Origin of the sequence: Fluviispira multicolorata, from assembly GCF_009208585.1 — a bacterium.
Classification (GTDB): Bacteria; Bdellovibrionota_B; Oligoflexia; order Silvanigrellales; family Silvanigrellaceae; genus Silvanigrella; species Silvanigrella multicolorata.
Window position 1 is genome coordinate 374,740 of the sequence record NZ_WFLN01000004.1, and the last position, 24,421, is coordinate 399,160.

At 35.8% G+C, this 24,421-nt stretch carries 23 protein-coding genes; 10 read left to right on the top strand and 13 right to left on the bottom strand.

The window, feature by feature from the left end; all coding sequences use genetic code 11:
- Positions 1 to 211: 211 nt before the first annotated feature.
- Genes pstS through pstB form a run of 4 tightly spaced genes read left to right on the top strand, consistent with a single transcriptional unit; the run spans position 212 to position 4,000 of the window.
- Positions 212 to 1,321 (top strand): phosphate ABC transporter substrate-binding protein PstS, encoded by a 1,110-nt coding sequence (gene pstS / locus GCL57_RS01720; protein ID WP_152211897.1) that lies wholly within the window; start codon positions 212 to 214, stop codon positions 1,319 to 1,321.
- A gap of 53 nt (positions 1,322 to 1,374) precedes the next feature.
- Complete coding sequence (gene pstC / locus GCL57_RS01725; protein ID WP_211363201.1) at positions 1,375 to 2,298, top strand: phosphate ABC transporter permease subunit PstC; 924 nt, start codon at positions 1,375 to 1,377, stop codon at positions 2,296 to 2,298.
- The gene (gene pstA / locus GCL57_RS01730; protein ID WP_152211532.1) at positions 2,295 to 3,143 is read left to right on the top strand and encodes a phosphate ABC transporter permease PstA; all 849 of its coding nucleotides are present in this window, start codon (positions 2,295 to 2,297) and stop codon (positions 3,141 to 3,143) included. Before pstC ends, pstA begins: the two co-directional genes overlap by 4 nt.
- Entirely contained in the window at positions 3,140 to 4,000 is an 861-nt protein-coding gene (gene pstB / locus GCL57_RS01735) for a phosphate ABC transporter ATP-binding protein PstB (protein ID WP_152211533.1), read from the top strand. The genes pstA and pstB overlap by 4 nt, the downstream gene beginning before the upstream one ends.
- Here the strand turns inward: pstB and GCL57_RS01740 are convergent.
- The 4 genes from GCL57_RS01740 to GCL57_RS01755 form a co-directional block, all read right to left on the bottom strand.
- Positions 3,997 to 5,076 carry a trypsin-like serine protease gene (locus GCL57_RS01740; RefSeq protein WP_152211534.1) on the bottom strand — a complete coding sequence of 360 codons (1,080 nt, stop codon included), beginning with the start codon at positions 5,074 to 5,076 and terminating at the stop codon, positions 3,997 to 3,999. The genes pstB and GCL57_RS01740 overlap by 4 nt on opposite strands.
- A 119-nt stretch (positions 5,077 to 5,195) precedes the next feature.
- Positions 5,196 to 6,155 carry a Crp/Fnr family transcriptional regulator gene (locus GCL57_RS01745; RefSeq protein WP_161597545.1) on the bottom strand — a complete coding sequence of 320 codons (960 nt, stop codon included), beginning with the start codon at positions 6,153 to 6,155 and terminating at the stop codon, positions 5,196 to 5,198.
- Positions 6,152 to 7,168 (bottom strand): chemotaxis protein, encoded by a 1,017-nt coding sequence (locus GCL57_RS01750; RefSeq protein ID WP_152211536.1) that lies wholly within the window; start codon positions 7,166 to 7,168, stop codon positions 6,152 to 6,154. Before GCL57_RS01750 ends, GCL57_RS01745 begins: the two co-directional genes overlap by 4 nt.
- A 76-nt stretch (positions 7,169 to 7,244) precedes the next feature.
- Entirely contained in the window at positions 7,245 to 8,267 is a 1,023-nt protein-coding gene (locus tag GCL57_RS01755; protein WP_152211537.1) for a cyclic nucleotide-binding domain-containing protein, read from the bottom strand.
- A 163-nt stretch (positions 8,268 to 8,430) separates the two neighbouring features.
- Between GCL57_RS01755 and GCL57_RS01760 the strand changes: the two genes are divergently transcribed.
- Positions 8,431 to 8,730: a YggT family protein gene (locus tag GCL57_RS01760; RefSeq protein WP_152211538.1), complete on the top strand. Its 300-nt coding sequence runs from the start codon at positions 8,431 to 8,433 to the stop codon at positions 8,728 to 8,730.
- Here GCL57_RS01760 and sppA read toward each other — a convergent pair.
- From sppA to GCL57_RS01775, 3 genes are all read right to left on the bottom strand, one after another.
- On the bottom strand, positions 8,727 to 9,731 hold the full coding sequence (sppA, locus tag GCL57_RS01765) for a signal peptide peptidase SppA (RefSeq protein WP_161597546.1): 1,005 nt from the start codon (positions 9,729 to 9,731) through the stop codon (positions 8,727 to 8,729). The genes GCL57_RS01760 and sppA overlap by 4 nt on opposite strands.
- A 113-nt stretch (positions 9,732 to 9,844) precedes the next feature.
- On the bottom strand, positions 9,845 to 11,608 hold the full coding sequence (locus tag GCL57_RS01770; protein ID WP_152211540.1) for a 30S ribosomal protein S1: 1,764 nt from the start codon (positions 11,606 to 11,608) through the stop codon (positions 9,845 to 9,847).
- Between the two features lie 158 nt (positions 11,609 to 11,766).
- The gene (locus tag GCL57_RS01775) at positions 11,767 to 13,068 is read right to left on the bottom strand and encodes a 30S ribosomal protein S1 (RefSeq protein WP_152211541.1); all 1,302 of its coding nucleotides are present in this window, start codon (positions 13,066 to 13,068) and stop codon (positions 11,767 to 11,769) included.
- A 109-nt stretch (positions 13,069 to 13,177) separates the two neighbouring features.
- On the opposite strand from GCL57_RS01775, the gene GCL57_RS01780 reads away from it, so the two are divergent.
- Entirely contained in the window at positions 13,178 to 14,170 is a 993-nt protein-coding gene (locus tag GCL57_RS01780) for a type 2 periplasmic-binding domain-containing protein (protein WP_161597547.1), read from the top strand.
- Positions 14,171 to 14,188: 18 nt separating this feature from the next.
- Positions 14,189 to 15,391 carry a metallophosphoesterase gene (locus tag GCL57_RS01785; RefSeq protein WP_152211543.1) on the top strand — a complete coding sequence of 401 codons (1,203 nt, stop codon included), beginning with the start codon at positions 14,189 to 14,191 and terminating at the stop codon, positions 15,389 to 15,391.
- Here GCL57_RS01785 and GCL57_RS01790 read toward each other — a convergent pair.
- From GCL57_RS01790 to lepA, 3 genes are all read right to left on the bottom strand, one after another.
- The gene (locus GCL57_RS01790) at positions 15,378 to 16,358 is read right to left on the bottom strand and encodes a DUF7986 domain-containing protein (protein WP_152211544.1); all 981 of its coding nucleotides are present in this window, start codon (positions 16,356 to 16,358) and stop codon (positions 15,378 to 15,380) included. The two genes, GCL57_RS01785 and GCL57_RS01790, sit on opposite strands and share 14 nt — an antisense overlap.
- Before the next feature lie 81 nt (positions 16,359 to 16,439).
- Entirely contained in the window at positions 16,440 to 17,630 is a 1,191-nt protein-coding gene (locus GCL57_RS01795; protein WP_152211545.1) for an MFS transporter, read from the bottom strand.
- The gene (lepA, locus tag GCL57_RS01800; protein WP_152211546.1) at positions 17,630 to 19,450 is read right to left on the bottom strand and encodes a translation elongation factor 4; all 1,821 of its coding nucleotides are present in this window, start codon (positions 19,448 to 19,450) and stop codon (positions 17,630 to 17,632) included. The genes GCL57_RS01795 and lepA overlap by 1 nt, the downstream gene beginning before the upstream one ends.
- Positions 19,451 to 19,527: 77 nt before the next feature.
- On the opposite strand from lepA, the gene GCL57_RS01805 reads away from it, so the two are divergent.
- Entirely contained in the window at positions 19,528 to 20,103 is a 576-nt protein-coding gene (locus GCL57_RS01805) for a hypothetical protein (protein WP_152211547.1), read from the top strand.
- Here GCL57_RS01805 and ruvB read toward each other — a convergent pair.
- Together ruvB and ruvA are read right to left on the bottom strand one after the other, a co-directional pair.
- The gene (gene ruvB, locus GCL57_RS01810; protein WP_152211548.1) at positions 20,098 to 21,117 is read right to left on the bottom strand and encodes a Holliday junction branch migration DNA helicase RuvB; all 1,020 of its coding nucleotides are present in this window, start codon (positions 21,115 to 21,117) and stop codon (positions 20,098 to 20,100) included. The genes GCL57_RS01805 and ruvB overlap by 6 nt on opposite strands.
- An 11-nt stretch (positions 21,118 to 21,128) precedes the next feature.
- Entirely contained in the window at positions 21,129 to 21,830 is a 702-nt protein-coding gene (gene ruvA / locus GCL57_RS01815) for a Holliday junction branch migration protein RuvA (RefSeq protein ID WP_152211549.1), read from the bottom strand.
- Positions 21,831 to 22,252: 422 nt separating this feature from the next.
- On the opposite strand from ruvA, the gene GCL57_RS01820 reads away from it, so the two are divergent.
- On the top strand, positions 22,253 to 22,984 hold the full coding sequence (locus GCL57_RS01820) for an MIP/aquaporin family protein (RefSeq protein WP_152211550.1): 732 nt from the start codon (positions 22,253 to 22,255) through the stop codon (positions 22,982 to 22,984).
- 102 nt (positions 22,985 to 23,086) lie between these two features.
- Positions 23,087 to 23,731: an EcsC family protein gene (locus GCL57_RS01825; RefSeq protein ID WP_152211551.1), complete on the top strand. Its 645-nt coding sequence runs from the start codon at positions 23,087 to 23,089 to the stop codon at positions 23,729 to 23,731.
- Positions 23,732 to 23,811: 80 nt separating this feature from the next.
- On the opposite strand, the gene vioE is transcribed toward GCL57_RS01825, so the two are convergent.
- On the bottom strand, positions 23,812 to 24,393 hold the full coding sequence (gene vioE / locus GCL57_RS01830) for a violacein biosynthesis enzyme VioE (protein WP_152211552.1): 582 nt from the start codon (positions 24,391 to 24,393) through the stop codon (positions 23,812 to 23,814).
- Between the last annotated feature and the right edge of the window lie 28 nt (positions 24,394 to 24,421).

Consider the following 24,421-nt stretch of genomic DNA (forward strand, 5'->3'; position numbering starts at 1 on the left):
TTTGCTGAAAATTCAGACTTTTTGTGTGACAATTATGTGTCTTTTTTGTATCATTAATGCATAATTGCCACATTATAGCCAAATTCTTTTAACAACAAATAAATATAAATTCCGATAAATTTATACTATCTCTTAAAAGGTAAGGAGCTTGTTATCAATAGTTCTTACAAGCTCAGTAATTTTGTTATGAGGTGAAGTCTCTATGCGACCTATTTTTTTGAATGTGACTCGTTTAATTGCAGTTTCACTTGCTCTTACGAGTGGATTTGTTGCCAATGCTTCTAATCTTATCACTGGAGCTGGATCAACTTTTATTGCTCCCGTTCTTTATAAATGGTCTTCCGATTATAACAAAGAAACAAAAATTAAAATCAATTATCAATCAACTGGATCAGGTGCTGGGCTTAAACAGATCGAAGGAAATATTGTCGCTTTTGGTGCTTCTGATATGCCTCTTAAAAATGAGGAACTCAATTCAAAGAGTTTATTTCAATTTCCAGCTGTAATTGGTGGGATTGTTGTTGTTACAAATATTGAGGGAATATCAAAAGGACAGCTGGTTTTAGATGCAAAACTCATTGCTGAAATCTACAGTGGACAAATTAAAAAATGGGATGACAAGCAGATTCAAGATCTTAACCCAGATCTTAAACTTCCTAACAAAAGCATCACAGTGGTTTATCGTTCAGATGCTTCGGGAACCACTTTCAATTTCACTCACTATCTTGAAAAAGCAAGTTTGGGAGTATGGAAAGCAGGAACGGGCACAGCTGTTTCATGGCCATCAGGAGTTACAGGTTTTGGTGGCAAAGGGAATGAAGGTGTCACTTCCATGGTTAAACGAGCTCCAGGTTCGATTGGTTATGTTGAATATGCTTATGCTTTGCAAAATAAACTCGCTTGGGCACGCTTAAAAAATGCAGATGGAAAAGTCGTGCCAAAAATAGAGTTAAATGATCTTGATGATCCTGAGAAAGTAAGTGAAGCATTTAAGAAATCATTCCAAGCGGCTGCTATAAATGCAGATTGGGAATCTACGCCAGGCATGTATGTTCTCCTTGCAAACCAAAAAGGTGAATTTACTTGGCCAATTACAGCCTCTACATTTATTCTTATCCATAAAAATCAAGAGAATGTGGAAACCGGTAAAGATGTCTTAAAGTTCTTTCATTATGTTTTTAAGCATGGTGCAAAATCTGCAGAATCATTAGATTATATTCCTATTCCTGAAAAAACTTACAAATTTATTGAGAAAAAATGGTCTGAAGAGATAAAAGCGAGTAAAGACAAATCACCCTTATGGGTAAAGCAAGGAACTTAATAAAAGTTCTATGCTGATTGACTTTTGTATTTTTTTGTAAATGGAGATTGAAATTGGGCGATCTGGTTTTCTCTAACTTAACAAAAGCTTTTTCTTGGCTGGCTTTTTTGTTACTAATTTGTGTTTTATTATCACTTATTGTTGCAAGCGCTCCTGCTTTACATGCTTTTGGTTTTCATTTCCTTTTGAGTGACTCTTGGGATCCCGTTAATGGTGATTTCGGAGCGCTCAGTGCGATCAGCGGAACTCTTATGACTTCTGTGATTGCGATGTTTATTGGTGTTCCTTTAAGTGTTGGAATTGCAGTTTTTATTTCTGAAATTTCTCAAGGTAAAATTTCAAAAACAGTTAGAACTCTCATAGACCTTATGGCAGGTATTCCAAGCATCATCTATGGAATGTGGGGACTTTTGGTTTTAGCCCCCTTCTTGTCCAATTATGTGCAGCCACAAATCAGTGACGCTGTTGAAAATATCCCTATTTTAGAAGATTTATTCGGTGGTCCTCCGCTTGGAATTGGAATATTTACAGCAGGGCTTATACTTGCTATTATGATTATTCCTTATATTTCTTCTACTCTCATCGACATGTTCAGATCTGTCCCACCTGTTCTTAAAGAAGCTGCCTATGGCATTGGCGCTACTCGTTTTGAAGTTGTCCGCAAAGTTATTTTCCCATACGTGCGTAAAGGAATGATTGGTAGCCTCATGCTTGGTCTTGGACGTGCTTTAGGCGAAACCATGGCTGTTACTTTTGTAATTGGAAACTCAAAACAATTAACTTCATCTTTATTTATGCCTGGAACAACTATTTCTGCATCCATCGCAAATGAGTTTAATGAGGCCACTGGACGATTGTATCCCGCTTCATTATTAGAACTTGGTGTTATTCTTTTTGTTTTATCTTGCCTTATTTTAGGCTTTGCTAGACTTTTTCTATTAAGAATTAATAAAAAAAGTGAAGGAGCTAAAATATGAAAAGAGTTCAAATTATAAGAAAATTTCAAAATAACACTTTTAGTTGCTTGTGTGTTTTGGCTGTTCTCTTTGGCATTTCTATTTTAAGTTCAATTTTTTATGCACTTATTTTGAAAGGCTTTCCTGCGCTCAGTTGGAATTTCTTTACTGTAGACACGCCCCCCCCTGAATATGTTGGCGGTGGACTGCGTAACGCTATAGTTGGAAGTTTTATTATAACAGTTATTGCTGTAGCCGTAGCAACTCCGGTCGGTATTTTTGCTGCAACTTATTTGTCAGAATATGTTCGTGGAAAAAAAATTGCTTCAACAATTCGCTTTGTCAATGATGTCTGGCTCAGTGCACCTTCAATTATTGTTGGCTTATTTGTTTATACCGTATTTGTTCATCCTATGGGTAATTATTCTGCAATTGCAGGTGCCATTTCTCTTGCTATGATTGCATGTCCCATTATTACGCGTAGCACTGAAGATATGTTGAACCTCGTTCCAAATGAACTGCGTGAAGCAGCAATTGCACTTGGTTTACCAAAGTGGCGCGTTATCGTGCATATTGCATGGAAAGCTTCTAAACAGGGAATTCTAACAGGAATATTACTTGCTATCGCGCGTATATCAGGTGAAACAGCTCCACTTTTATTTACGTCTCTCAACAATCAATTTTGGAGCACTAGCCTCGTCCAGCCTATCGCAAATTTGCCGGTTACCATTTATCAATTTGCAATGAGCCCTTACGGAAATTGGCAAGAACTCGCTTGGGGCGGAGCCCTTCTAATTACAGTTATAGTTTTATTTTTAAATATTTTAACTCGATATTTTACTAAACCTAGGGGAAATCGTTCATGAGTATTTTTTCTCGAAAATCAAGTTATTTAGAATATTCTGGGCAATCCAGTTCGGCTCTTTCAAATAATTCTTCTGACTGCGATAATATTGTGGTCTTGCGAGATGCAGCTCATATTTCACTTCAGGATGTAAATTTTTATTATGGTAACAAACATCGTTTAAAAAATATTAATATTGCATTTAAGAAAAATAAAATAACGGCTCTAATTGGCCCTTCTGGATCAGGTAAATCAACTTTATTAAGAACGATAAATCGAATTTACAATTTATATCCCGAACAAAAAGCCTATGGAACAATATTAATTAATGGAAAAAATATTCTCGACTCAAAAGTTGATCTCATTGAACTCAGATCAAAAGTAGGTATGGTTTTTCAAAAACCAACTCCTTTTCCTATGACAATTTTTGAAAATATTTCTTTTGCAGTAAAAATGCATGAACGATTAAATAAAAAAGAACTCGCACAAAGGGTAGAGTGGGCATTGCGCGCAGCCGCTTTGTGGGACGAAGTAAAAGACCATTTGCATACATCAGGACTTGGTCTTTCTGGTGGACAGCAGCAGCGTCTTTGTATTGCCAGAACTATTGCTGTAAAGCCTGATATCCTTTTACTTGACGAACCGTGCTCCGCTCTTGACCCTATCTCCACCCAAAAGATTGAACAATTGCTCGCAGAACTTAAAAAAGATTTTACGATTGTTATGGTAACTCATAATATGCAACAAGCTATGCGTTCCAGTGATGACACTGTCTTTATGATTGGTGGCGAAATTGTTGAAGCAAGCGATACCAAAACCTTCTTTTCAAATCCGAAAGATAAAAAGTCTCTTGACTATGTGCATGGTAAATTCGGTTAATCAATAAATGTAATTTTTTGATTTTTATCTTGATCACTAAATTGATTGTTATCTTTATAATTTTTAGAAAGTTTTTTACTTTCACTTAAAATCCATTCTTTATATGCTCCTATTTTCATATTCATACTTAATTTATCTGAGCAATCATCATTAAGGATTGCATGGGTAATACCTGCTCCAACATATTTTCCATCTCTTTTAACAAAAATAGCTCCGCCAGAGTCGCCTGGGCAAACGCCATTTTCGTTTGTAAAGCCAGATGTTATTAAAAAACTTTCGGCAGGAGATTTTTCATTATACTTTTTTGAAATATATTTTTTTACATTAGTTTCCCAAAAATCTTTTATCTTCCAATTTACATAATTTTTATCATAAAAGGTGTATGCATTTATCTTTTCATTTATTTCATTTGTTGCATATGCAATTCCCCATTTTTTAATTGCATATGTTTTTTCATCATGTTTACTTACAGTGTTTCCATATCCAACTAAAAACAATTTTTCATCGTTTAGTACATAATCAGTTAAAGATAAAACTTCAGCATTCATGTCACTTGCGCTGACTGGAGAATAAATAAGAGCAATATCGGCAAAATCATCAACTCCAAATTTCTGTGGTTCATTTTCATCTGATTCCGAAATGTATTTTGAAAAAATTTTAAAGTATGGGTGTGCAATAAATGTCTCTGATGTGCTTAAAGGTCTAAAATAATAATTATAGATTTTATTTATATTTGATATTTCTATCTTATTTATTTCTATTTCATTATAATTATAATCTTTTTTTACAAGACAGTGAGCCGCTGTTAAAATAATATTTTCTGAAATAAAATTACCAGAACAACTATTAGGATTTCCGAATTCGAATGAAGTTTTTAAGTAAACTGAGGTCTTTATTGCCGGAAACTTTTGTTCAATGTCATCGGTGATTTCGCAGCCTCCATATATATTGTTTTCAAAGGCACTGGAAGAATCACAGATTTTTTCAGTTCTTAATTTGTTTATGATTTTTTGACATCCTGTTGATAACAAAGAAATAATGGATATGAAAAGTAAGGGTTTAAAATTTAAATACATGAATTTCCTTATTAAAAATAATTTTTAAAATTTGTGTAATATATTCTCAAAATTGTATTTTGAGAAGAAACTATAAACAGTTTATAATAAATTTTCAAGTTAATTGAAGCAGAAAAAAATTATGGAACTATATCTTTTAAAATACGTGAAAGGCTTTCGAATACTACAGTTTTTTGTAGTTTGCTCGTTGTGAAAGTAACAAAATTATCTTTTTCACTTAAAACTTCGTGCTGTATCAGTTCTGAGACTAAAAATTCTCCGTCCTCACGTCCCAGTTCGGTTTGAATTAATATAGCTAAATCAGATCGCTTAAATTTTTCTTGACTGTTATTTTTTTTACTTATACGTGCAACTGCACTCATCCAAGGATAAAACTTTTGGGGAAGGAAAGTGATGGATCCTTTTTTCGCAATATTAAGAGAATAAACGGCAAATTCTTCTAGTAAACCAGGGCTTGGTTTAAATAAAATTTTCCCATATTTTTTATCATCAATTTCTTTTACAAGCCCACATTCATTAAATGCTTTAAATATTTGTTCTAAATAAGTATATTTTTTCATAAGAATCAATTCTGCACAGGTTACAAAATCTTTTGTAGGGTAAATAGATACTTGACTGTCGTTTAAAATAGCTCCTTTTCTGACCAAGGAAGCAAGCAAGTATGCCAGTTGTGCAGAGTGATGATGAGAAGATCCTACATTTCGTAATAATTTTTTTTCATTTAATTTAGATTCAATTAATAATTCATTGACATGTTTAACTCGCCCAATGGCATCTTTTATTACTGCTTGGCTCCATACTGGAATTTCTTTAAATGAATTTTTAAGTCCATCACTTTGAAAAAAAAGCACTGTGCATTTAACAGTTGCTCTTGCCGACGCCGTTCTTGGCTCTTTTGAGAGAACAGTAAGTGTGCCTAATACATCATTTTGTTTTAAAGTTCCTAAATTGATCTCAGTGCCTTCTCTCACTCTAAATATTTCTACAACACCTTCTTGAATTAGATAAATACCATTACTTTCTTCACCTTCATTAAATATTATTTGTAGCGGTGCAAAAGATAATGTGTCTGGTTTCATGCTGCGCCAGTCCATGTTGGTGGGAGTGCAGCTTTTAGCGCTTCAACGATTTCTTTTCTATTGAGCTTTCCTACATAAGCATCAGCTCCAGCTTGTTTCGCTCTATCGCGATTGACATCCCCTGTTAAACTAGAATGTAAAATAATTGGCATTTTCTTTAATTTTTCATTGTTACGAATACGTTTTACAAGGGAATATCCGTCCAGTTTAGGCATTTCAACATCGCTCACTATCAATTGCACTTTGCTTAAGTCTGAACCTTCTTCGGCGCTTACCAGATCTTTCCAAGCACTTTCCCCATTTGTGTACTCTATAATATCGAGTTGCATGCCTCTAAGCATTTCACATATGGCACGTCTTGCCGTTGGTGAGTCGTCCACGACAAGAATAAGAGGTTTAGCACTTTTTCCTGCTGGTGCACCTTGCTGTGCAGGAGCGGCTGCGCCTCCTCCATGGGATGAGCCAGGTTGAATCATTCCTTCGTTCGCGCTGTAGCCCGAGGCTCCTTGACCTGTGCTGCGTCCTTCTATGTCCAAAAGTATACGCTCGAAGTCGAGAATGAAAATAAAATCTTGATTTTCAATTAACATCATTCCTGTAATAGTATTGAAAGCATCACTTGAAGGAGGAAGAACTTTATCCCAGCTGACGCGACGGATTCTTCGAGTGCCAGCTACAACAAATCCTGCACGGCGGCTTGAAAATTCAGTCACAATGACTTGGCTTGTAGGGGTGACGGGCTCTTCATCATAACCCAATGCTTTTGCTAAATGAATAGCAGGTATGGGCAGTCCTCTTAGGTTAAAAACACCTAGGACTTCAGGCGCATTGGTTAAACAAGGTACAATTGTGGGAAGGCGAATGACTTCTCTTACTTTAGCAACATTCACTCCATATAAAATAGGAGTTTTGCGATCGGAAGCACCGGGCACACCCGTTTTTGTAGCAGTAAATTCAATGAGTTCAAATATGTTGCTACCCACTTGAAACATGGGTCGTCCGATACTAACCACTTCATCTCCCCAAATGCTTCGCTTGTCTTATTTCCTATCGGGATTCTTCTTCAATTCTACAGTCAACTCGCACTCATTACTTTTTCTCAGCTGGTTTGCTGTTTTCCTTTTTTTCTACAGGTTTGCTGCTATCGAGTTCATTTACTGCACGAGAAATGCTTTCAAATATAATTCTTTTTTGCAATTGTATGGCATTGTAAAAAATTCGTTTGCTTCCTTCGTCCGCACCTTTTTCAGTAATGAGTTTATAACCCATTAATTTATGCATAATTTCTTCGCCATCCTGTCTGCCAAGCTCTCGACTTATCATATTTGGGAAGTCTTTCTTTGGAAAAGCTCCATTATTATCTTTGTTTCTCTTGTGAATTCTTATCAATCCACTCATCCAATTATGGCATTTGATTGGTACAAATGCAGCAATGCCTTTTTTTCCTACATTTGTTGAGAATATGGCGAAATCTTCTATTAATTGAACATTTGGTCTTAAAATAATGTTTCCATATTTTTTATCGAAGACAACTTTAATCAGGCCGCTTGTAGAAAAAGCTGTAAATATTTTTTCTAGATAATCAAATCTTCTAAATAATATAATTTCCCCATTTATCAGAAATGATTTTAATGGGTAAATTTTATTGTCGTCATGCTCAATGGTTCCTTGTCTGACAAAGGCTGCAAGTAGGTGTGCAAGTTGAGCGGCATGTTGATGAGAAGTACCTGAATTTTTTTCAAGTTTTTTCTCGTTCATTTTCCCTTCCACAGCCATATCACTTAAGTAAGCAAGTCGTTCACAAACGGCTTTAATAAAAGTACTCACTATAGGATTTGCATCGTTGAAAAAAGGGATAATAGAATCGGTTGAATAAAAAAGAGCAACTGTTTGAACGATGGTACGAGCCGTAAGGACATGACGGTCTCTATTCATTAAGGTGCTAATGCCAATAATATCACCACGGGATATTTCTCCAAGACTGATTTCAAACCCTTCGACGGTTTTAATAAGTTCTACTTTTCCTTCTTGGATAACGTAAATGCCTTTTGTCTCGTCTCCTTCTTGAACAACTGTAGTTTTGGGTGGTAATACGATACTTGCTGTTTTCACTTTTTAGAGTCCATTCTTTAATTGACTATAATCTCAATTGCTTTTCGGTTTTAATGAATAATTCTAAATTGGGAAGAATTTGACTCTGAAAGTTTTTCATTATTGGTGAAAATACTTATAATTTTTTTGATGTTACTTTTTTATTCTTCCTTAAGGAGAGAATATGCTATTGATCGAAATTATTTTTAAAATTGCTTATTATTTACTTTATTTTTATATGTTATGTTTAGTTATTACAGGAGTTTTGAGCTTGGTAGGTGCAAATCCATCTAATCCTATTGTGGGTTTTCTCAATGCGATCACAGCCCCTCCATGTCGCATGCTTGTCAGAAAATTTCCAAAACTTTTAGTGAAAAATCAACAAGGTTATTATGATCTTTCACCAATGGTTCTTATTTTAGCGGTTGGTTGTGTGATGATAATCATACAAACGATCGGGAGTTCGCTCGGATTTTATATTTAAAGTTGAGTTTTTGGCAATTGAGAGTGTTTTTCTGATTTTAAAAATAAATTACCTGCCGTTTCTGTTAAAACCCGTGTCGTTCCACCAATTAATTTTTGAGTGAATAGGTCTGAAAAGGGCTGAATGTTTTCGTAGTAAAACAATTCTGGAGTTTTCTTAAGTTTTGCTAAATTTGCTATTTCAGCGAGAGCTGTTTGTTTAGTGCCAATACCGTCAATTAATTTTAGTTTTAACGCTTCATTAGCAAGAACCACTCTTCCATCTGACATAAAAGATAAAGTTGAATCAGGCAATTTTCTGCCAGCTTTTACATCGGCAACAAATTGTGTGCGCATATTTTCGATAAGAGTTTGCAGGTATTTTTTGTCATTTTCATTCATGGAGCGGGTTGGGGAGCCAGCATCTTTGAGTGCACCTGTTTTTAAGGTGATAGGATTTAGTTTTAAAAAAGTCATGAGTTTATCGGCCTCAATATTACTTATAATAACACCAATACTTCCAATTAGACTTCCTCGATTTGCAATGATTTTATCTGCAGATGCGCTTGAGTAATAAGCTCCACTTGCAGCTAATTCTCTAACATAAACGACCACAGGCTTTTTTGCACGAAAGTCATTAATGGCATCATACATTTCTTGGCTAGGAACGACTGTGCCGCCTGGACTGCTTACTTCAAAAAGAACGCCAACCGCGTTTTTGTCATCTTTTGCTGTTTCAAGTTTTTCAATGACTTCATTAGCAAGCGTTGAATTGATTTCACCACTGAGTTTAATTCCTGCAATATATTCAGTGTTACTAGCAGGAACAGTAAAATTAATACCTGTTGCTGAAGTTTGATTGTTTAAAGTTGATGACAGATTTTTCATTCCGCCCGAAATTGAGTGAATTGTATATGCCAAAAAAGAAACGAATAATATTATAAATAATATAGAAATAGCGCCAATAGTTGATAAAACAGTTAAAATAATACGAGGCCGCTTGTTAACTTGCAAATCGTTCATGTTCATTCTTTCTATTCTTGTTTAAGATAAAAAGCTTAAAAAAAAGCTCTCACAATCCTGTGACCATATCACAATCCTGTGAGAGCTTTAAAGAACTTATAATGCAAACTTTATTAGTTGCTGTCTTTGGTTGCTTTTGCGCGAGCAAATGCTTCAGCAAAACTGTTTTGTGGAGCAGTTTCATTGTTGAGAGCTGCTTGAATTGCCTTATTATGTGTTTCATCAAGACCGCGCGTTGCTGCCTTTTGAGAAAGTTCAAAACGACGTTCAGCAAAGTCTACACTGAGAACAACATAGTCGATTTCAGTGTCAACAGCTGTATTTGGATTTTCGAGTTCACTTGTGTGAACAAGACCTTCTACGCCAGGAGCAATTTCAACGAATGCACCGAATTCAGCAATACGAGTGATTTTACCTTTGCCTTTTGTTCCAGGAACAAACTTTTTAGCAGCCAATTCATATGGATCTTCGCCAAGCTGTTTGATTCCGAGGGAGAAGCGCATATTTTCAACGTCAATTTGGAGAACTTTAGCTTCCACTTCGTCGCCTTTTTTATAAAGGTCTTGTGGATGCTTAATGCGTTCTGTGTAGCTGATGTCAGAAACGTGGATAAGTCCATCAACGCCTTCTTCGATGCCTACAAAGATTCCGAAATCTGTAATATTACGGATTTTTCCGCGAATTACGTCGTTAACTTGGTATTTTTGAGTAACAATTTCCCAAGGGTTTGGTTCAGTTTGTTTCATACCAAGAGAAATGCGGTGGTTTTCAAGATCAACAGCTAAAACAACAACATCCACTTCGTCACCGATGTTAACGATTTTGCTTGGATGTTTGATGCGACGGTTCCAAGTCATTTCAGTAACGTGGATAAGACCTTCAACTCCTGGCTCAAGTTCAACAAATGCGCCGTAGTCAGTTAAGCTTACAACTTTTCCGCGAAGGCGTTGTGCAGAAGCATATTTTTCAGCAACAGAAACCCATGGGTCATTTTGAAGTTGTTTCAAGCCAAGAGAAACTCGGTTGCTGCCTGGGTCAAAGCTGAGCACTTTAACATTGATTTCGTCACCAACATTAAGGATTTCAGATGGGCTGTTGAGGCGTCCCCAAGACATATCTGTGATATGAAGGAGTCCATCAATTCCACCAAGGTCAATGAACGCACCGTAATCAGTGATGTTTTTAACAATACCGATCATGGATGAGCCAACTTGAAGACCTTTTAGAGTTTCGCTTCTCATACGTTCACGGTCTTGTTCAAGAAGAACACGACGGGAAAGAACGATGTTTCCACGTTTTTTATTAAATTTAATGATTTTGAACTGAAGAACTTGACCAAGAAGTTTTTCAAGGTTGCGCACAGGGCGAAGATCAACTTGGGAGCCTGGGAGGAATGCTTTAACGCCGATATCGACAGAAAGACCACCTTTTACGCGTCCAACAATTTTACCTTCAACAAGTTCATCTTTTTCAAATGCTTCAGAAATGCGATCCCAAGCTTTGAGCATGTCTGCTTTGTCTTTAGAAAGAACAAGTTCACCTTCGTCGTCTTCGAAAACGTCAACAAAAACGTCAACAACATCACCAACTTTAAGTGAGAAAACTGTATTTTCAGCTGTGAATTCGCTTTTTGGAATTTCGCCAGCAGACTTATGACCAATGTCGATAACAACATTTTCATCTTTAATTTCAATGATACGGCCTTTAACAACTTGGCCTTCCTTAACTACACTTTGTGACTCTTCTTGAGCTTTAAAAAGAGCTGCAAAGCCATCAGGAATTTCTTCTTGAGATAAGAAATCTACGTCTTCGTCAAGCCATTCGAGGGAGTTGTAGTTTACTTTTTTCTTAGAGACGTCGGAGTGAAGACTTGCCATATGCGCAAAACACCTTTCTGTGGGCCGCAAAAATTGAAAGCTCAGCTTAAAATTTTACGGGAAAAGCCAATAATTTGGCTAAGTTAAATAATAAAAAATGATGCGGGTATGAAACCCGCACAAACCTAGCATATTTATAAGAATTTGTATAGGTTTTGTTACTTTTTCTTGCTTGCTTTGGTGAAAGCAGCAGCAAAAATATTTGTATCTTCTCTATTCGCTGGTGTAAAGACTTTTGCATCATTTGCTTTATAATCTTCCCACTGCTTCATGAGAGTTCTTTCTTCTTCACTCAATGAAGACTCATTATGCTTCTTGCTTTTGAACTTATTTGCAAGTTCTTCAGGCATTGGTCCTTTAATAGAAAGACTCAATCGATGAGCTCCTAAGTCGGCAGTCATAACGTGCACTTTAACAGATTGTCCCACCTGTAATATATCTTTAGGGTGATTGATTCTTTTTTCCCAAGTAATTTGGCTTATTGGAACGAGTCCGTCCACGCCTTCAGCGACGTTGACAAAAGCGCCTCCATCAATCATACGCACAACTGTACCTTGGAGAACTTCCCCAGGATGAAGGCGAGTGGCATTGGCAATCCAAGGATCTTCACCCGCTTCTTTAAGGCTCAGAGCAATTTTTAATTTTGGTGTACGTTCGATTTTAATGATTTTTACAGTGACTTGCTCGCCTAGGCTAACAACTTCACTTGCTTTTTTAATGCGTTTCCAGCCCATTTCGCTTAATGGAATGAGAGCCTCTACTCCTTCAATTGAAGCAAATGCACCAAAATCAACGAGGCGGGTGACAGTTACAAAGTGATTTTGTCCGACTGCCAGTCCTTGTAGAACAGATTCAATTTTGCTGTCCATTTCTTCACGTAATATTGCTTTGCGTGTCAAAACAATGTTGCGACCTTTGAATTCAGATATTAAAAATTTAAAGGTATTACCTACATAAACTTCAGGATTGTCAAAGTGTGCGATATCCATTTGTCCGAGAGGAATAAAGCAACGCTTTGCACCAATAGTGGCTTCAAAGCCTCCTTTGATTGTCTTTTCAACTTTTGCTTCTACAGGAATACGTGCTTCAAATGCATTTCTTAGAAGTGAATCATCTGCTTCGTTGCGACGCAAAGTTCGTGTTAAAAGAATTTCAGAACCGTTGTCAGAACGTACAAATGCAGAAATGCTATCTCCTATTTTTGGAGCAGATAATCCAGCACTTGTGTATTCTTCGGTAGAAAGGGAGCCTGAGCTTTTCCCACCTAAATCGATAAAAATAAACTCAGGACTTGCCGAAATAACATTTCCAGTAATGGATTCACCCATACGGTATCTACGTGCTGTTGGAATATTTTTATCATCTTTTAGTAATTCTTCGAACTCATTCGCAACATTACTTTGTGTTGCAAAAGGATCGCGGCTGTTTTCATCTGCGTCAATGTATCTAAATTTTGCCATTTCTCAATTTATCCTTGTTAGTTGCTTTTTCATCTCCATCAAGCATCAAGAGTGCTTTTGTGCCATAATGTCCCAATAAGATCAATTGCAGATGAAAGGAGAAGTCATTTTGTTTCGTTTATATTTCATCGCTGTTTTATGTGTTTTTACGAATATGTGTTGGGCTGTGGCATTTAAGCCAATTCTCAATGTCTTGGCTCCAATGGGAGTGTTGTCCCCAAAAATTGTGTCACAATTTGAAGAAGAGACACATACAAATGTGCGAGTTGAATTTATTGGCAGTCGATATGAATATGACTCAAGGTTAAGAGCAGGTTTGCGAAATTATGATGTGATAATTGCAGATGAACGTAATTTGCAAAGGCTTTCCTTGCAGAGGTTATTAAGATCTTTAACAGATGACTCTATTTCAATTGTAAATCCCAAATTTCCTCTTGATCAAAGATCAAAGCTAAATTTAGATGGTCGTTCATATGTTACTTTATTGATCGATCCTATGGGAATTGCATATAAAAGAAAATCCTTTTCCTTAAAGCAAAATCAAATCAATTGGGATCTTTTAATCAATCCTGATGAAAATCCTTATTGGCGTCAGCGTGTTTTTGTGTCAAATTCTCCTAAGCATCAATTATTGATTGCATTGCTTGCTACGGGAAAAGAAATAACAAGTACTTCATGGTTTATCCCAGAGGCGAGTTTAAAGTGGTTGCAAAATTTAAAATTGCAAAGTACCAATATTGATTATCCACTTGAACTTGCATTTTTAGGAAATAAAATTGAAGCAGCCGTAGTCTTTCGTTCAGAGTATTTAAAATTAAAAAAAGTTGTTCCTGATCTTAAATTTATGATTCCAGCTAATGTAACATATTACGATAGGATGGGAGCTTCCTTGGTTGCGGATACTGTGCAAGAAAGTTTAGCACAAAGTTTTGTGAAGTTTTTGAAAATAAAACGGGATAGTTTGATTTCCAATGAAAATTTTTTAAGCTATAAAGTACAAAGCTTTGAGGGTTCGTCAACTAAGAATTGGATATTATATGATGATGACTTTCCACTGCCTAGAAGAATTGAAAATATTTTAAATGATTTTTATAAAAAATAATTAATTAAAGGTATTGTGATGCAAATGGTTGCTTTTATCGTATTTATTTTTACTTTTTTGTTTTTGTCTTACTTTTATTTAGTCCGCTGTTTATCAATTGTATTTAAACCTAAAAATAAATATATGATTAGATTTGTAATCTTTTTTTACATTGTCACAATTGCCGCTGGATTTTTTGGAGGAAGAATATTTAGAAATCAAAAATTTATTCCTGAGTACTTTCATATTATCGTATGGGTAAGTTATTCATTTCTGGCTTTATTGCTTTTAATGATAGTGAGTTTTTTTACGGTTGACTGCTTTTTAATTGTTAAAAAAATATTTTATGCAATAAAAAGAAAAAATTATATAGAAAAATTAAAAAAACTAGTTGATGAAGAAAATATTAATAAAGATAGAAGACGCTTCTTTTTCGTAATTGCCTTTGCAGTTTCTTTTTGTTTAACTGGGAGAGCATTTTTCAATGCGCGTAGAGTTCCTCAAGTTAAACAAGTTTTTGTGCCTATTCAAAATCTTCACCCCGATTTAAAATCCCTTTCAATTGTGCAAATTACCGATCTGCATGTGGGGCAAACCATTGGAAAAGAATATGTAGAGAGTGTTGTCGAAAAAATAAATGAATTAAAGGCAGATATTATTGTTATCACAGGAGATCTCGTAGATGGATTTGTTTCACAGTTAACAGACTGGGTTGCTCCTTTAGGTGGAATAAAAAGTAAAAGAGGTCTTTTTTATGTAAATGGCAATCATGAATATTATTGGGATGCAAAAGGCTGGGCACGTTATATGGAAGAACTGGGCTATACCTTTTTAGAAAATGAACATAGGCTCTTAAAAATTGGTAGAGCTCAACTTGTTATTGGAGGAGTTACAGACTTAAATGCAGATAGATTTGATATTATGCAAAAGAGCAATCCTAAAAAATCTATTATTGGTGCTCCCAAAAATGCAGATTTAAAAATTCTTCTTGCCCATCAACCGAACAGTGCTTTTTCTTCTGCTGAGCTTGATTATTATGATTTACAATTATCTGGACACACGCATGGAGGTCAATTGTGGCCTGGCAGTTGGTTGATTCGTCTTCTTCAGCCTTTTCATCCTGGTCTGACTTTATTTAATAAAATGTGGGTTTATGTGAGTCGTGGAACGGGCTATTGGGGACCACCAGCTCGTCTTGATGCGGATTCTGAAATTACTTTAATTCAATTTAGAGAGTCTTGAGTCCATATTTTCCAACATCATCCTCAAGTGCAGGTTTTGTTACTTTAGGGATGCCTGGAATGTCAAGTGATTTATCTGTCCCCATTTCATAAACTTTAATGGGATCAATGTGTTTGTAGCGGAAACTTCTTATTTCACAATATGCTAAGCCATGTAAAAGTGGTAAAACATCATAGAACGGGGTTTCTGGTACAAATGGTGAAATATCTTCTTGAGTTCCCAACGCCATGACTAAATTTCTTGAACTGATTATTCGTGGCATTTCAGCTAATTTCTTTGTGACATTTAATAAGTCAATTGATTTCTTTTTTTCTGCGCTTTGAATTTGTAATTTTTGTTCTGTTACTGAATAAAGTAAACCATTTCTTCTGCCAAGTTCTTCACGCCAATCAATTCTATTTTTTGCTTGGCAAAAACTTGTTCCTTTTAAAAATTCATTTACATTTTTTTCAATAATATGCTTAACAAGTTTAGAGTGTAAAATAAAAGCTTTGGTAAAATAATTTACGTTATCAAATGAAATGAGGCGGCCTTCAAAAATTTGTTTTATATCAAAACCTGCGAATGAATACTCAGGTAATGGATAGACGGTATCTGTCCTTTCTGCGAGTAAATCTGTTACAATTAGTGATTCATCTTTATGTGATTCAACTTGGAAGAGTGAGTGGCGGAAACTGCGTAATTGCTCATATTTGATAATTTCATCGAGGGTAAAACACGATTGTCCATTGTATAAAAATGTTTCAAACACCGTTGAACCTGAAAATCCTTCTGAAAGTCTATATTCAAAAATAAAAAACTCTTGAAATGAAGCCATGCGCTGTTCAAAGAAAGGATCATCGTCATTCACTTTACCCGTTGCTATGGAATAAAGCTCTCTTGCAATTTGTCTTTCTTGCTGAAACTCGGTCTTTAACGAATATTCAGATAAAATTCTTATAATTTCTTGGCAACGATGAGCCGACATAAAGAACCTCTTTTTTTTGCATGAGTTTAGCTCATCGTATTCGATAAACTAAAGCAAAGAAAGAGGCAAAGAATGCTTGGATCATTCGGACTTTTCTCTGCGCATTTTTAGAAGGAGTGCAAATGAAATAAGCATTGTCATACTGATAAAAAACGTAAATGAAAATATTTTTCCATTATAAATAAATCCATAGAGTGCACAGGTCGTCGAACCAATAGCAAAAGAAATAAAATAGAATAACGCAGAGGCAATTCCTTTTGAATGGTGAGTGGAATCGAGTACAATTCGATTGAGTGGGGCCGCTAGAATACCATAACCGAAATCAAATATTGCTATTGATATAATCAAAAGAAGAATGCTAGTTGGATTTAAAAAAGTTGTACAAATAAGTATTAAAAACCCAAGTAAACAAATAATCAAACCAATAAACATGCATTTTTCAATCGGAAGTAAATTCGTAAGGTAACGAAGAATAAAGGTTCCTAAAATAAATGACATAAAAATTGGAATCTGCACTAAACTAAATTCAGTGGCATTGAGTCCCATCATATCCATTAAAATAAGTGGTGAGCTCGAAATCCAAATCATGAGTGCACCAAATAAAAATCCATAACTTAAGCTGCCATAAAGAAATCTTTTGACTTTAATGATTTCAATATAATTTATAATAATATCTTTAAAATTAATTTGACGAGCTTTACTCTTATTTAATGTCTCAGGCATGCAGAACCAAAGACCAATTAGACCAATAAAACATAAAATAAAAGTTGTTATAAATATGGTACGCCAACCTGCAAAGAGCATTATGAAACTGCCAAGAATGGGTCCCATCATGGGGGCAAGTAAAGCGACTGATGCCATCCAAGAGATGACGTGTATTGCTTCTTTTTCTTTGTAGAGCTCATGCACACAAGCATAACCTGCAACACCTATAAAACAAGGACCCATTCCTTGTAAAATTCGTGCAATAAAAAAGAGAAACATATTGGGCGCAATTGCGCCTAGAATATTACCAATAAGAACAACGACTCCACCAAAAAACATTGTGGGGCGTCTGCCGAACCTGTCTGAAAATGGGCCTACAATGAGTTGAATGGATAAAGAACCAACCAAAAAGATACCAAGAGACAGCGGAATAAGGCCTTCTGGTGCTTTGAAATCCTGCACGACTGCTGTAAGAGCAGGAAGAATCATATCATTTGATAAGTAAACAGCAAATTCAAACAATACCAAAAAAATCAAAAAGAAAATTTTATTTTTACTTTGTTCCATTATTCCACATCTGATAGATTAAGTATTGCCATAAATGCTTCTTGAGGAATTTCAACACTTCCAACTTGTTTCATACGCTTTTTGCCTTCTTTTTGCTTATCTAGCAATTTGCGCTTACGTGAAATATCCCCACCATAGCATTTTGCAGTTACGTCTTTACGCATTGCACTTAATGTTTCTCGGGCGATAATCTTAGAACCTATAGCTGCTTGTAAGGCGACTTCAAACTGTTGACGAGGAATGACGCCTCTCAGTTTTTTAACGAGCAAACGTCCTCGTTCAAATGAGTTGCTACGATGAACAATACAAGAGAGGGCATCGAGGGCTTCGCCATTGACAAGAATGTCTAACTTAACAAGATCACTTTCTTTATAGCATAAAAATTCATAATCCATACTGGCATAGCCACGAGAAATACTCTTTAATCTATCAAAAAAATCGAATACCATTTCGTTTAAAGGCAACTCATATTGAAGCATGACACGACTTTGAGACAAATATTCCATCTTTGTTTGAACACCACGACGTTCAACCAATAAAGACATTACAGTTCCAAGGTGTTCTTGCGGCATATGAAAGGTTGCTTTAACAACAGGTTCTGAAAATTTAGCAATGCTTGTGGGTGGCGGTAGATTTGCAGGGTTATCAACTTTGAGCTCTTCGCCTTTTGTTGTTTCCACGATGTAAACGCAGGTTGGAGCTGTGAAAATGACATTCATATTGTATTCGCGTTCAAGGCGTTCTTGAATGATTTCCATATGCAAAAGTCCTAGAAAACCACAGCGAAAGCCAAAGCCTAAAGCAACGGATGTTTCGGGCTCATAGCTCAGAGAGCTGTCATTTAAAGTTAGTTTTGCAAGTGCGTCTTTAAGTGATTCATAATGGTTTGTTTCAACTGGGAATATTCCTGCGAAAACCATCTGCTTTGCTTTTTTAAAACCTGGAAGTGCATCGACTTCTGAATTTGCATGACATATGGTATCGCCCACGCGTGAATCTTTAACATCTTTTACGTTTGCAATTATATAACCCACTTCGCCAGCACTTAAACTGTCCCTTGGAAATGCTTTAACGCACATAATTCCTAGTTTTTGCACTTCAAAAACTTTGTTGGAGTGCTTCATTTTAATTTGATCGCCAGTTTTGACTTGCCCATCGACGACTCTGACGAGAACAATGACTCCTTGATAGGTGTCAAACCAGCTATCAAATATAAGAGCGCGTAAGGGTTGCTCACGCGTATCCACAGGAGCTGGAATATTATGAATAATAGCTTCTAGAATGTCAGGTACACCCATTCCCGTTTTAGCACTGCATTTAATTGCGTGGGTTGTATCAATTGCAAGTTCTTCTTCTATTTGTATGCAAACTCGCTCATAATCTGCACTTGGTAAATCGGCTTTATTAATAACAGGTAAAACTTCAACATTATTATCGGCAGCTAAGTAAACATTGGCAACAGTTTGAGCTTCAACTCCTTGAGTTGCATCAACGACAAGGAGAGCTCCTTCACATGCAGTTAAACTGCGACTCACTTCATATGTAAAGTCCACATGACCAGGGGTGTCGATTAAATTTAAAGTATAAATCTTTCCATCTTTGGCAAGATAATCAACAGTTGCAGTTTGAGCTTTAATCGTAATTCCTCTTTCGCGCTCTAAGTCCATGCTATCAAGAATTTGAGCTTGTTTATCTCTATCTGCGACTGCACCAGTCATTTCAAGCAAGCGGTCAGCGAGGGTTGATTTTCCATGGTCTATATGCGCAATTATACAAAAATTTCTTATTAAATTCGGTTCTGCATTTGCTGTTTTGCTCATTCTTTTCTGCCTTAATTAAATTCGTTTCAATCCGATAGCGCAAAGAGTACCCAAGCGAGGTCATCACAAAGGTCACTATGTGCATACGATACCATTCTTCATTAGCAAAATTTTTGACTTATATGCTACTCTCATTTTTTATTTCGTGCGAGTCCACAAAAAATCAAGTAAATACAGGAAGAAACAATTTTATTCAACCCATTTTTATACCCATAAAAAGATCTTGGTTTGAGTACTATGATCAAGACAATTGGCGATTTATAATACAAGAGATTGAATATATTGATGGAAAAAAAATGAGAACACTTTCTTCAATTTGGTATATGGATTTCACACCAATTGAAGTGGTATTGCTTGATAATCCAAATCCCAGTGAAATTTTAGCGTTTACTTTTAACAAAGGGAATAAGGTTCTCTTCAGAAAAACCGAAGTTTTTTTACCTTTTTCTTCAGTTTCAAACGCTGAAAATTATGAAAGTCTTTTACCTACATGTGGGGGAGGAGAAATTCGTGCTATTGCACGTATTGTAAATAATAAAGAATACATTGGGGTCCCTAAAGATGATATCAGTGATATTGATAAGCAAAAACGACCATGGTTTGTATTAGGCAATGTCATTTGTATAAAAATATTCAATCAAAGTAAGCTATGATTGAATATTCTTTAAATGTTCTTTTCCTGTAGTAGAAAGCATACGGCCACGTGCTGTTCTTAAGATAAATCCTCGATAAACTAAATAAGGCTCATAAACATCTTCTAGTGTGCTTTTTTCTTCATTTAGCGCAGCAGATATTGCTTCTAATCCAACTGGCCCTCCCTCGTATCGTTCATGCATTATTCTTAAAAAATCTCTGTCCATATGGGAAAGTCCTTCACAATCAACTCCCAGTCGATTGAGAGCTTTATCAATAATTGCAAGATCTATTCTGTCTTTTTCAGCGACGAGGGCAAAATCGAGAACTCTCCGTAGAAGTTGATTTGCTATGCGTGGGGTGCCTCGGCATCTTTTTGCTAAAAGAAGGGCTGCTTGTTCGTCGATAAGTGTGCCCATTATTTTTGCGCTTCGCAAAATAATTTTTGTTAAGGATTCATAAGAATAATAATCGAGATGTTCTTGTATACCAAAACGATCTCTTAAAGGTGCTGAAATGGAGCCTGCGCGTGTTGTGGCTCCAATTAGGCAAAATGGAGGTAAATCGAACTTAACAGTCCTTGCTGTAGGACCTTGTCCAATTAAAATATCAAGGCGCATATCTTCCATTGCTGAATAAAGAATTTCTTCTACATTTGCTGGGAGTCTATGAATTTCGTCAATAAATAAGATTGTGCGACTTTCTAGACTCGCCAAAATTCCCATTAAATCAGCAGCTCTTTCAATGACGGGACCTGAAGTTATTTTAATTTGGCAATCCATGCTTTCGGCGATAATGCCTGCCAGTGTCGTTTTTCCAAGCCCAGGGGGGCCATGAAAAAGACAGTGATCAAGCATTTTTCCACGAATTTTTGCGGCTTTAGTATATATTTTTAAATTTTCACAAATTCGCTCTTGCCCAGGATATTCTTCAAAACTTTTTGGCCTAAGATTTGTATGAGGCTCAATTGTTTCTTTAGCAAGTTCCTGCACGGCTATTGGGGATTCAAAATTCGCATGAATACTTGTTTCCATTTTTTGTTACCTTAATTTTTTTGTAAGATTCGCTCTGACAATTTACAGAGTGCTTCTTTTAATGCAAGTTCTAAGGTAATTTCTTCTCCTAGTTGCATACGATGCTCAAAACTATTGACAACTTCGGTATATTGTTTGTCTTTATAGCCTAGATTTGCAAGTCCACTTTTAAGATCTTCAACAATTTGTCTGCGAATTATTTTCAGTTCAACTTTTTGAGAAATTTTATTTTCGTTTACAATGGAGCCTGCTATATTTTTTGTGATATTTGATTTTTGTATTTCAACATCATCTTTATGGCGCGCAAGTAATTTTTGTACTTTGGTTTTTAATTCTAAGATAAGTCTTTCCGCCGTTTTTGGACCAATACCTGGAATGGCTGTTAATTTAGCAATTTGAGCACAGTTGATGATTTCACAAAGCTCATATCCATCAACGGATCCTAAAAGTGCAAGTGCAGCCTTTGGACCCACACCCGAAACAGAAATGAGTTCTTGGAATACTTTTTTGTCGAATGTAGAAATAAAACCAAACAAGCGGATTGCATCTTCTCTAACGTGAGTTAATACGAAAACATATGCTTCTTGTTGTAGTTGAGGAAGCAAACACAATGTCGAAGCTGGTACTTCTAATTCATAACCAACTCCAGCAACATCTAAAAGAATATTTTCTGGATTTTTACCAATTAATATTCCACGTAATGATCCAATCATTTGTTTGTTCCTTTCTTGTATGAAAATGATCACTCATTTATACAAAGCAGAATATCAGTCTCCTGCATTCATTATACATAAAGCGATCGTATTTGTATTAACCTGTATTTTTAGGATGTGTAAAGGTGTTGTTAGGAGCTTTCCCTTTTTTATGAATTATATTGACAAAATAACTTTATTCTATAGACATTTTTTATTTAAAAATTTAGTAAAAATAATTCGGTAAATAAAATTAAACAGTGAGGATTAAAATGTGATTAAAAAATAATCAAATTTTAAATATAAAAAAAATAAATGTTTAATAGACAAATAATAAAAAATGGTGTTTTTTATAAATACTGATTTTTTATACTAATTCTCTTAGAAATCAATTTAATGTTACTTGAATATTATGTATATTTATTAAACTGGAGAAATAATTCATGGAAGATATAGCATTGGGTGAGTTTTTAGGGTGCATTTTTTTAATGGTTTTTGGGGGAGGGGTTGTTGCAAACTGTGTTCTCGAAAAATCTAAAGGGTTAAATGCTGGTTGGTTGGCTATCGCAATAGGCTGGGGATTTGCAGTGATGGGCGCAGTTTTTGTCGCTAAATCGACTGGATCAATACAAGCAGATCTTAACCCAGCAGTCACTTTAGCTAAGTATTTGCTGGGTGGAATTTATGAGTTTTCTCAAATAATACCCATAATTTTAGCTCAATTCTTTGGATGTTTTGTTGGTGCGATCATAGTTTGGTTAGCATATTTTTCACATTGGAAAGAAACAAAAGATCCTGCGACTATCTTAGCTGTTTTTTCAACAGGACCCGCTATTCGTAATTCTGCAACAAATTTTTTGAATGAAGTCATTGGTACTTGCGTTCTTGTTTTTGGAATTGGTGCTATTTTCGGTAAAGCAACAAACAATGGAGAGATTTCACCTGCAATGGGACCTTATTTTGTAGGACTTTTAGTTTGGGCGGTCGTTCTTTCTTTAGGGGGAGTAACAGGCTGCGCCATTAACCCTGCAAGAGATTTAGCTCCTCGTTTAGCGCATGCTCTTTTACCGATAGCTGGCAAAGGGAAATCAGATTGGTCGTATGCATGGATCCCTGTTTTTGGACCTGTGGTAGGTGGTATCGTGGGTGCATTGCTTTGGCGTGCGTTCTTATAAATAAAGAAAACTGCTTTTTCTTTATTTTATATGCTATAAAGCAATTTGTTTTTTTTAATAGAGTTGTTGCATAGCATATTTAAAGGTCGAGAAAGCAAATTTATGTCAAATAAGTTAAATGAATCTCTAATTATGAAAGCTCTTGATTGGGCTTATAGTAAGGCAATTACCCAATCTCTTCCTGGCTTAGACAGTGCATATTCTCTTGCAGAAGACTATTTAAAACAAAAAGGGACTCGTGCAGAACAGGTTGATTCTCTTATCAGGTGGCAAAATACCAAAGCAGCGGCATTTGGTTTTGCTTCTGGTTTAGGAGGATTTGTTACTGTCCCTGTAGCTATTCCTGTTAATTTAGCAAGTGTCATGTTTGTACAAGTTAGAATGATTGCCGCAATTGCAATTATGAATGGTTATGATGTGAAAGATGATCGTGTAAAAACCATGATATTTGCATGTATGTGTGGTTCTGCGGGAGGGGATATTTTAAAAAATGTAGGAATCGATATCGGGTCAAAAATATTTCATAATGTGATTCATAAATTGAGTTTAGAAACAATTCAGCAAATAAATAAAGCAGTTGGTTTTAAGCTTTTAACAAAGTTTGGTGAGAAAAGCGCCGTAAATATTGGTAAAGCTGTGCCATTATTAGGTGCTTTTATTGGTGGTACTTTTGATGGTGTTGCAACAAATTTAATTGGTGAAGTTGCCAAAAAAGCATTTTTAACAGTCGACTCTGAAAATAATTAAAAGTGAACCTCTCACTTTCTCAACCTGCTATTTAATAAAACTAACGAAAATATCATCAGCTCAATTAAACTCAATCGCTTTTAAACGTCGTTTGAGAAAATCTCATCAGGAATAGTATGAGTTGTAAAATTGGGAAAATCACGAACAGAAGCATGTACTTCAGGATCTCCCGTCACCATCCTGATCAATTGATTGGTGCCTTTTACAAAATAATAGGTCGAAGGCCCCTTGCCAGGCTTGGTAAAAGTCCAAGCGTCTGTTTCTCTACCTAACAAATGCTGGCTTCCTGCATAGCTTGCCTGGTATTGCAACAAAATATCTTGTGCTAATAAGACTTCATGACATGCTTCTACATCATCATCAAGCACAACCGCATCATATTCCGTCTCACCTTGAGCCGGCTCACGATAGTAAGCAATTTTAGATTTCTTTGTTTTCCCTTCGCCAGCGGTTACAATTTCTGACATCCACAAACGATGGCCTGTTTTTACCTCAGACCACGGATTAAACAAACCATCGATCCGGCAGCGGTTTTGATCATAATCAAACCAGCAAATACCCGAGGTGATTTGATCTTCTTGCTGCATAGGTTGCCAGTAAGAAATATAGCTGCTGCTCCATTGCACAGGTAAGCGCGGTGGAGTGTTTTTATCTGAAACCATCTTAAAATTCCTTACGCAATAGAGCCAT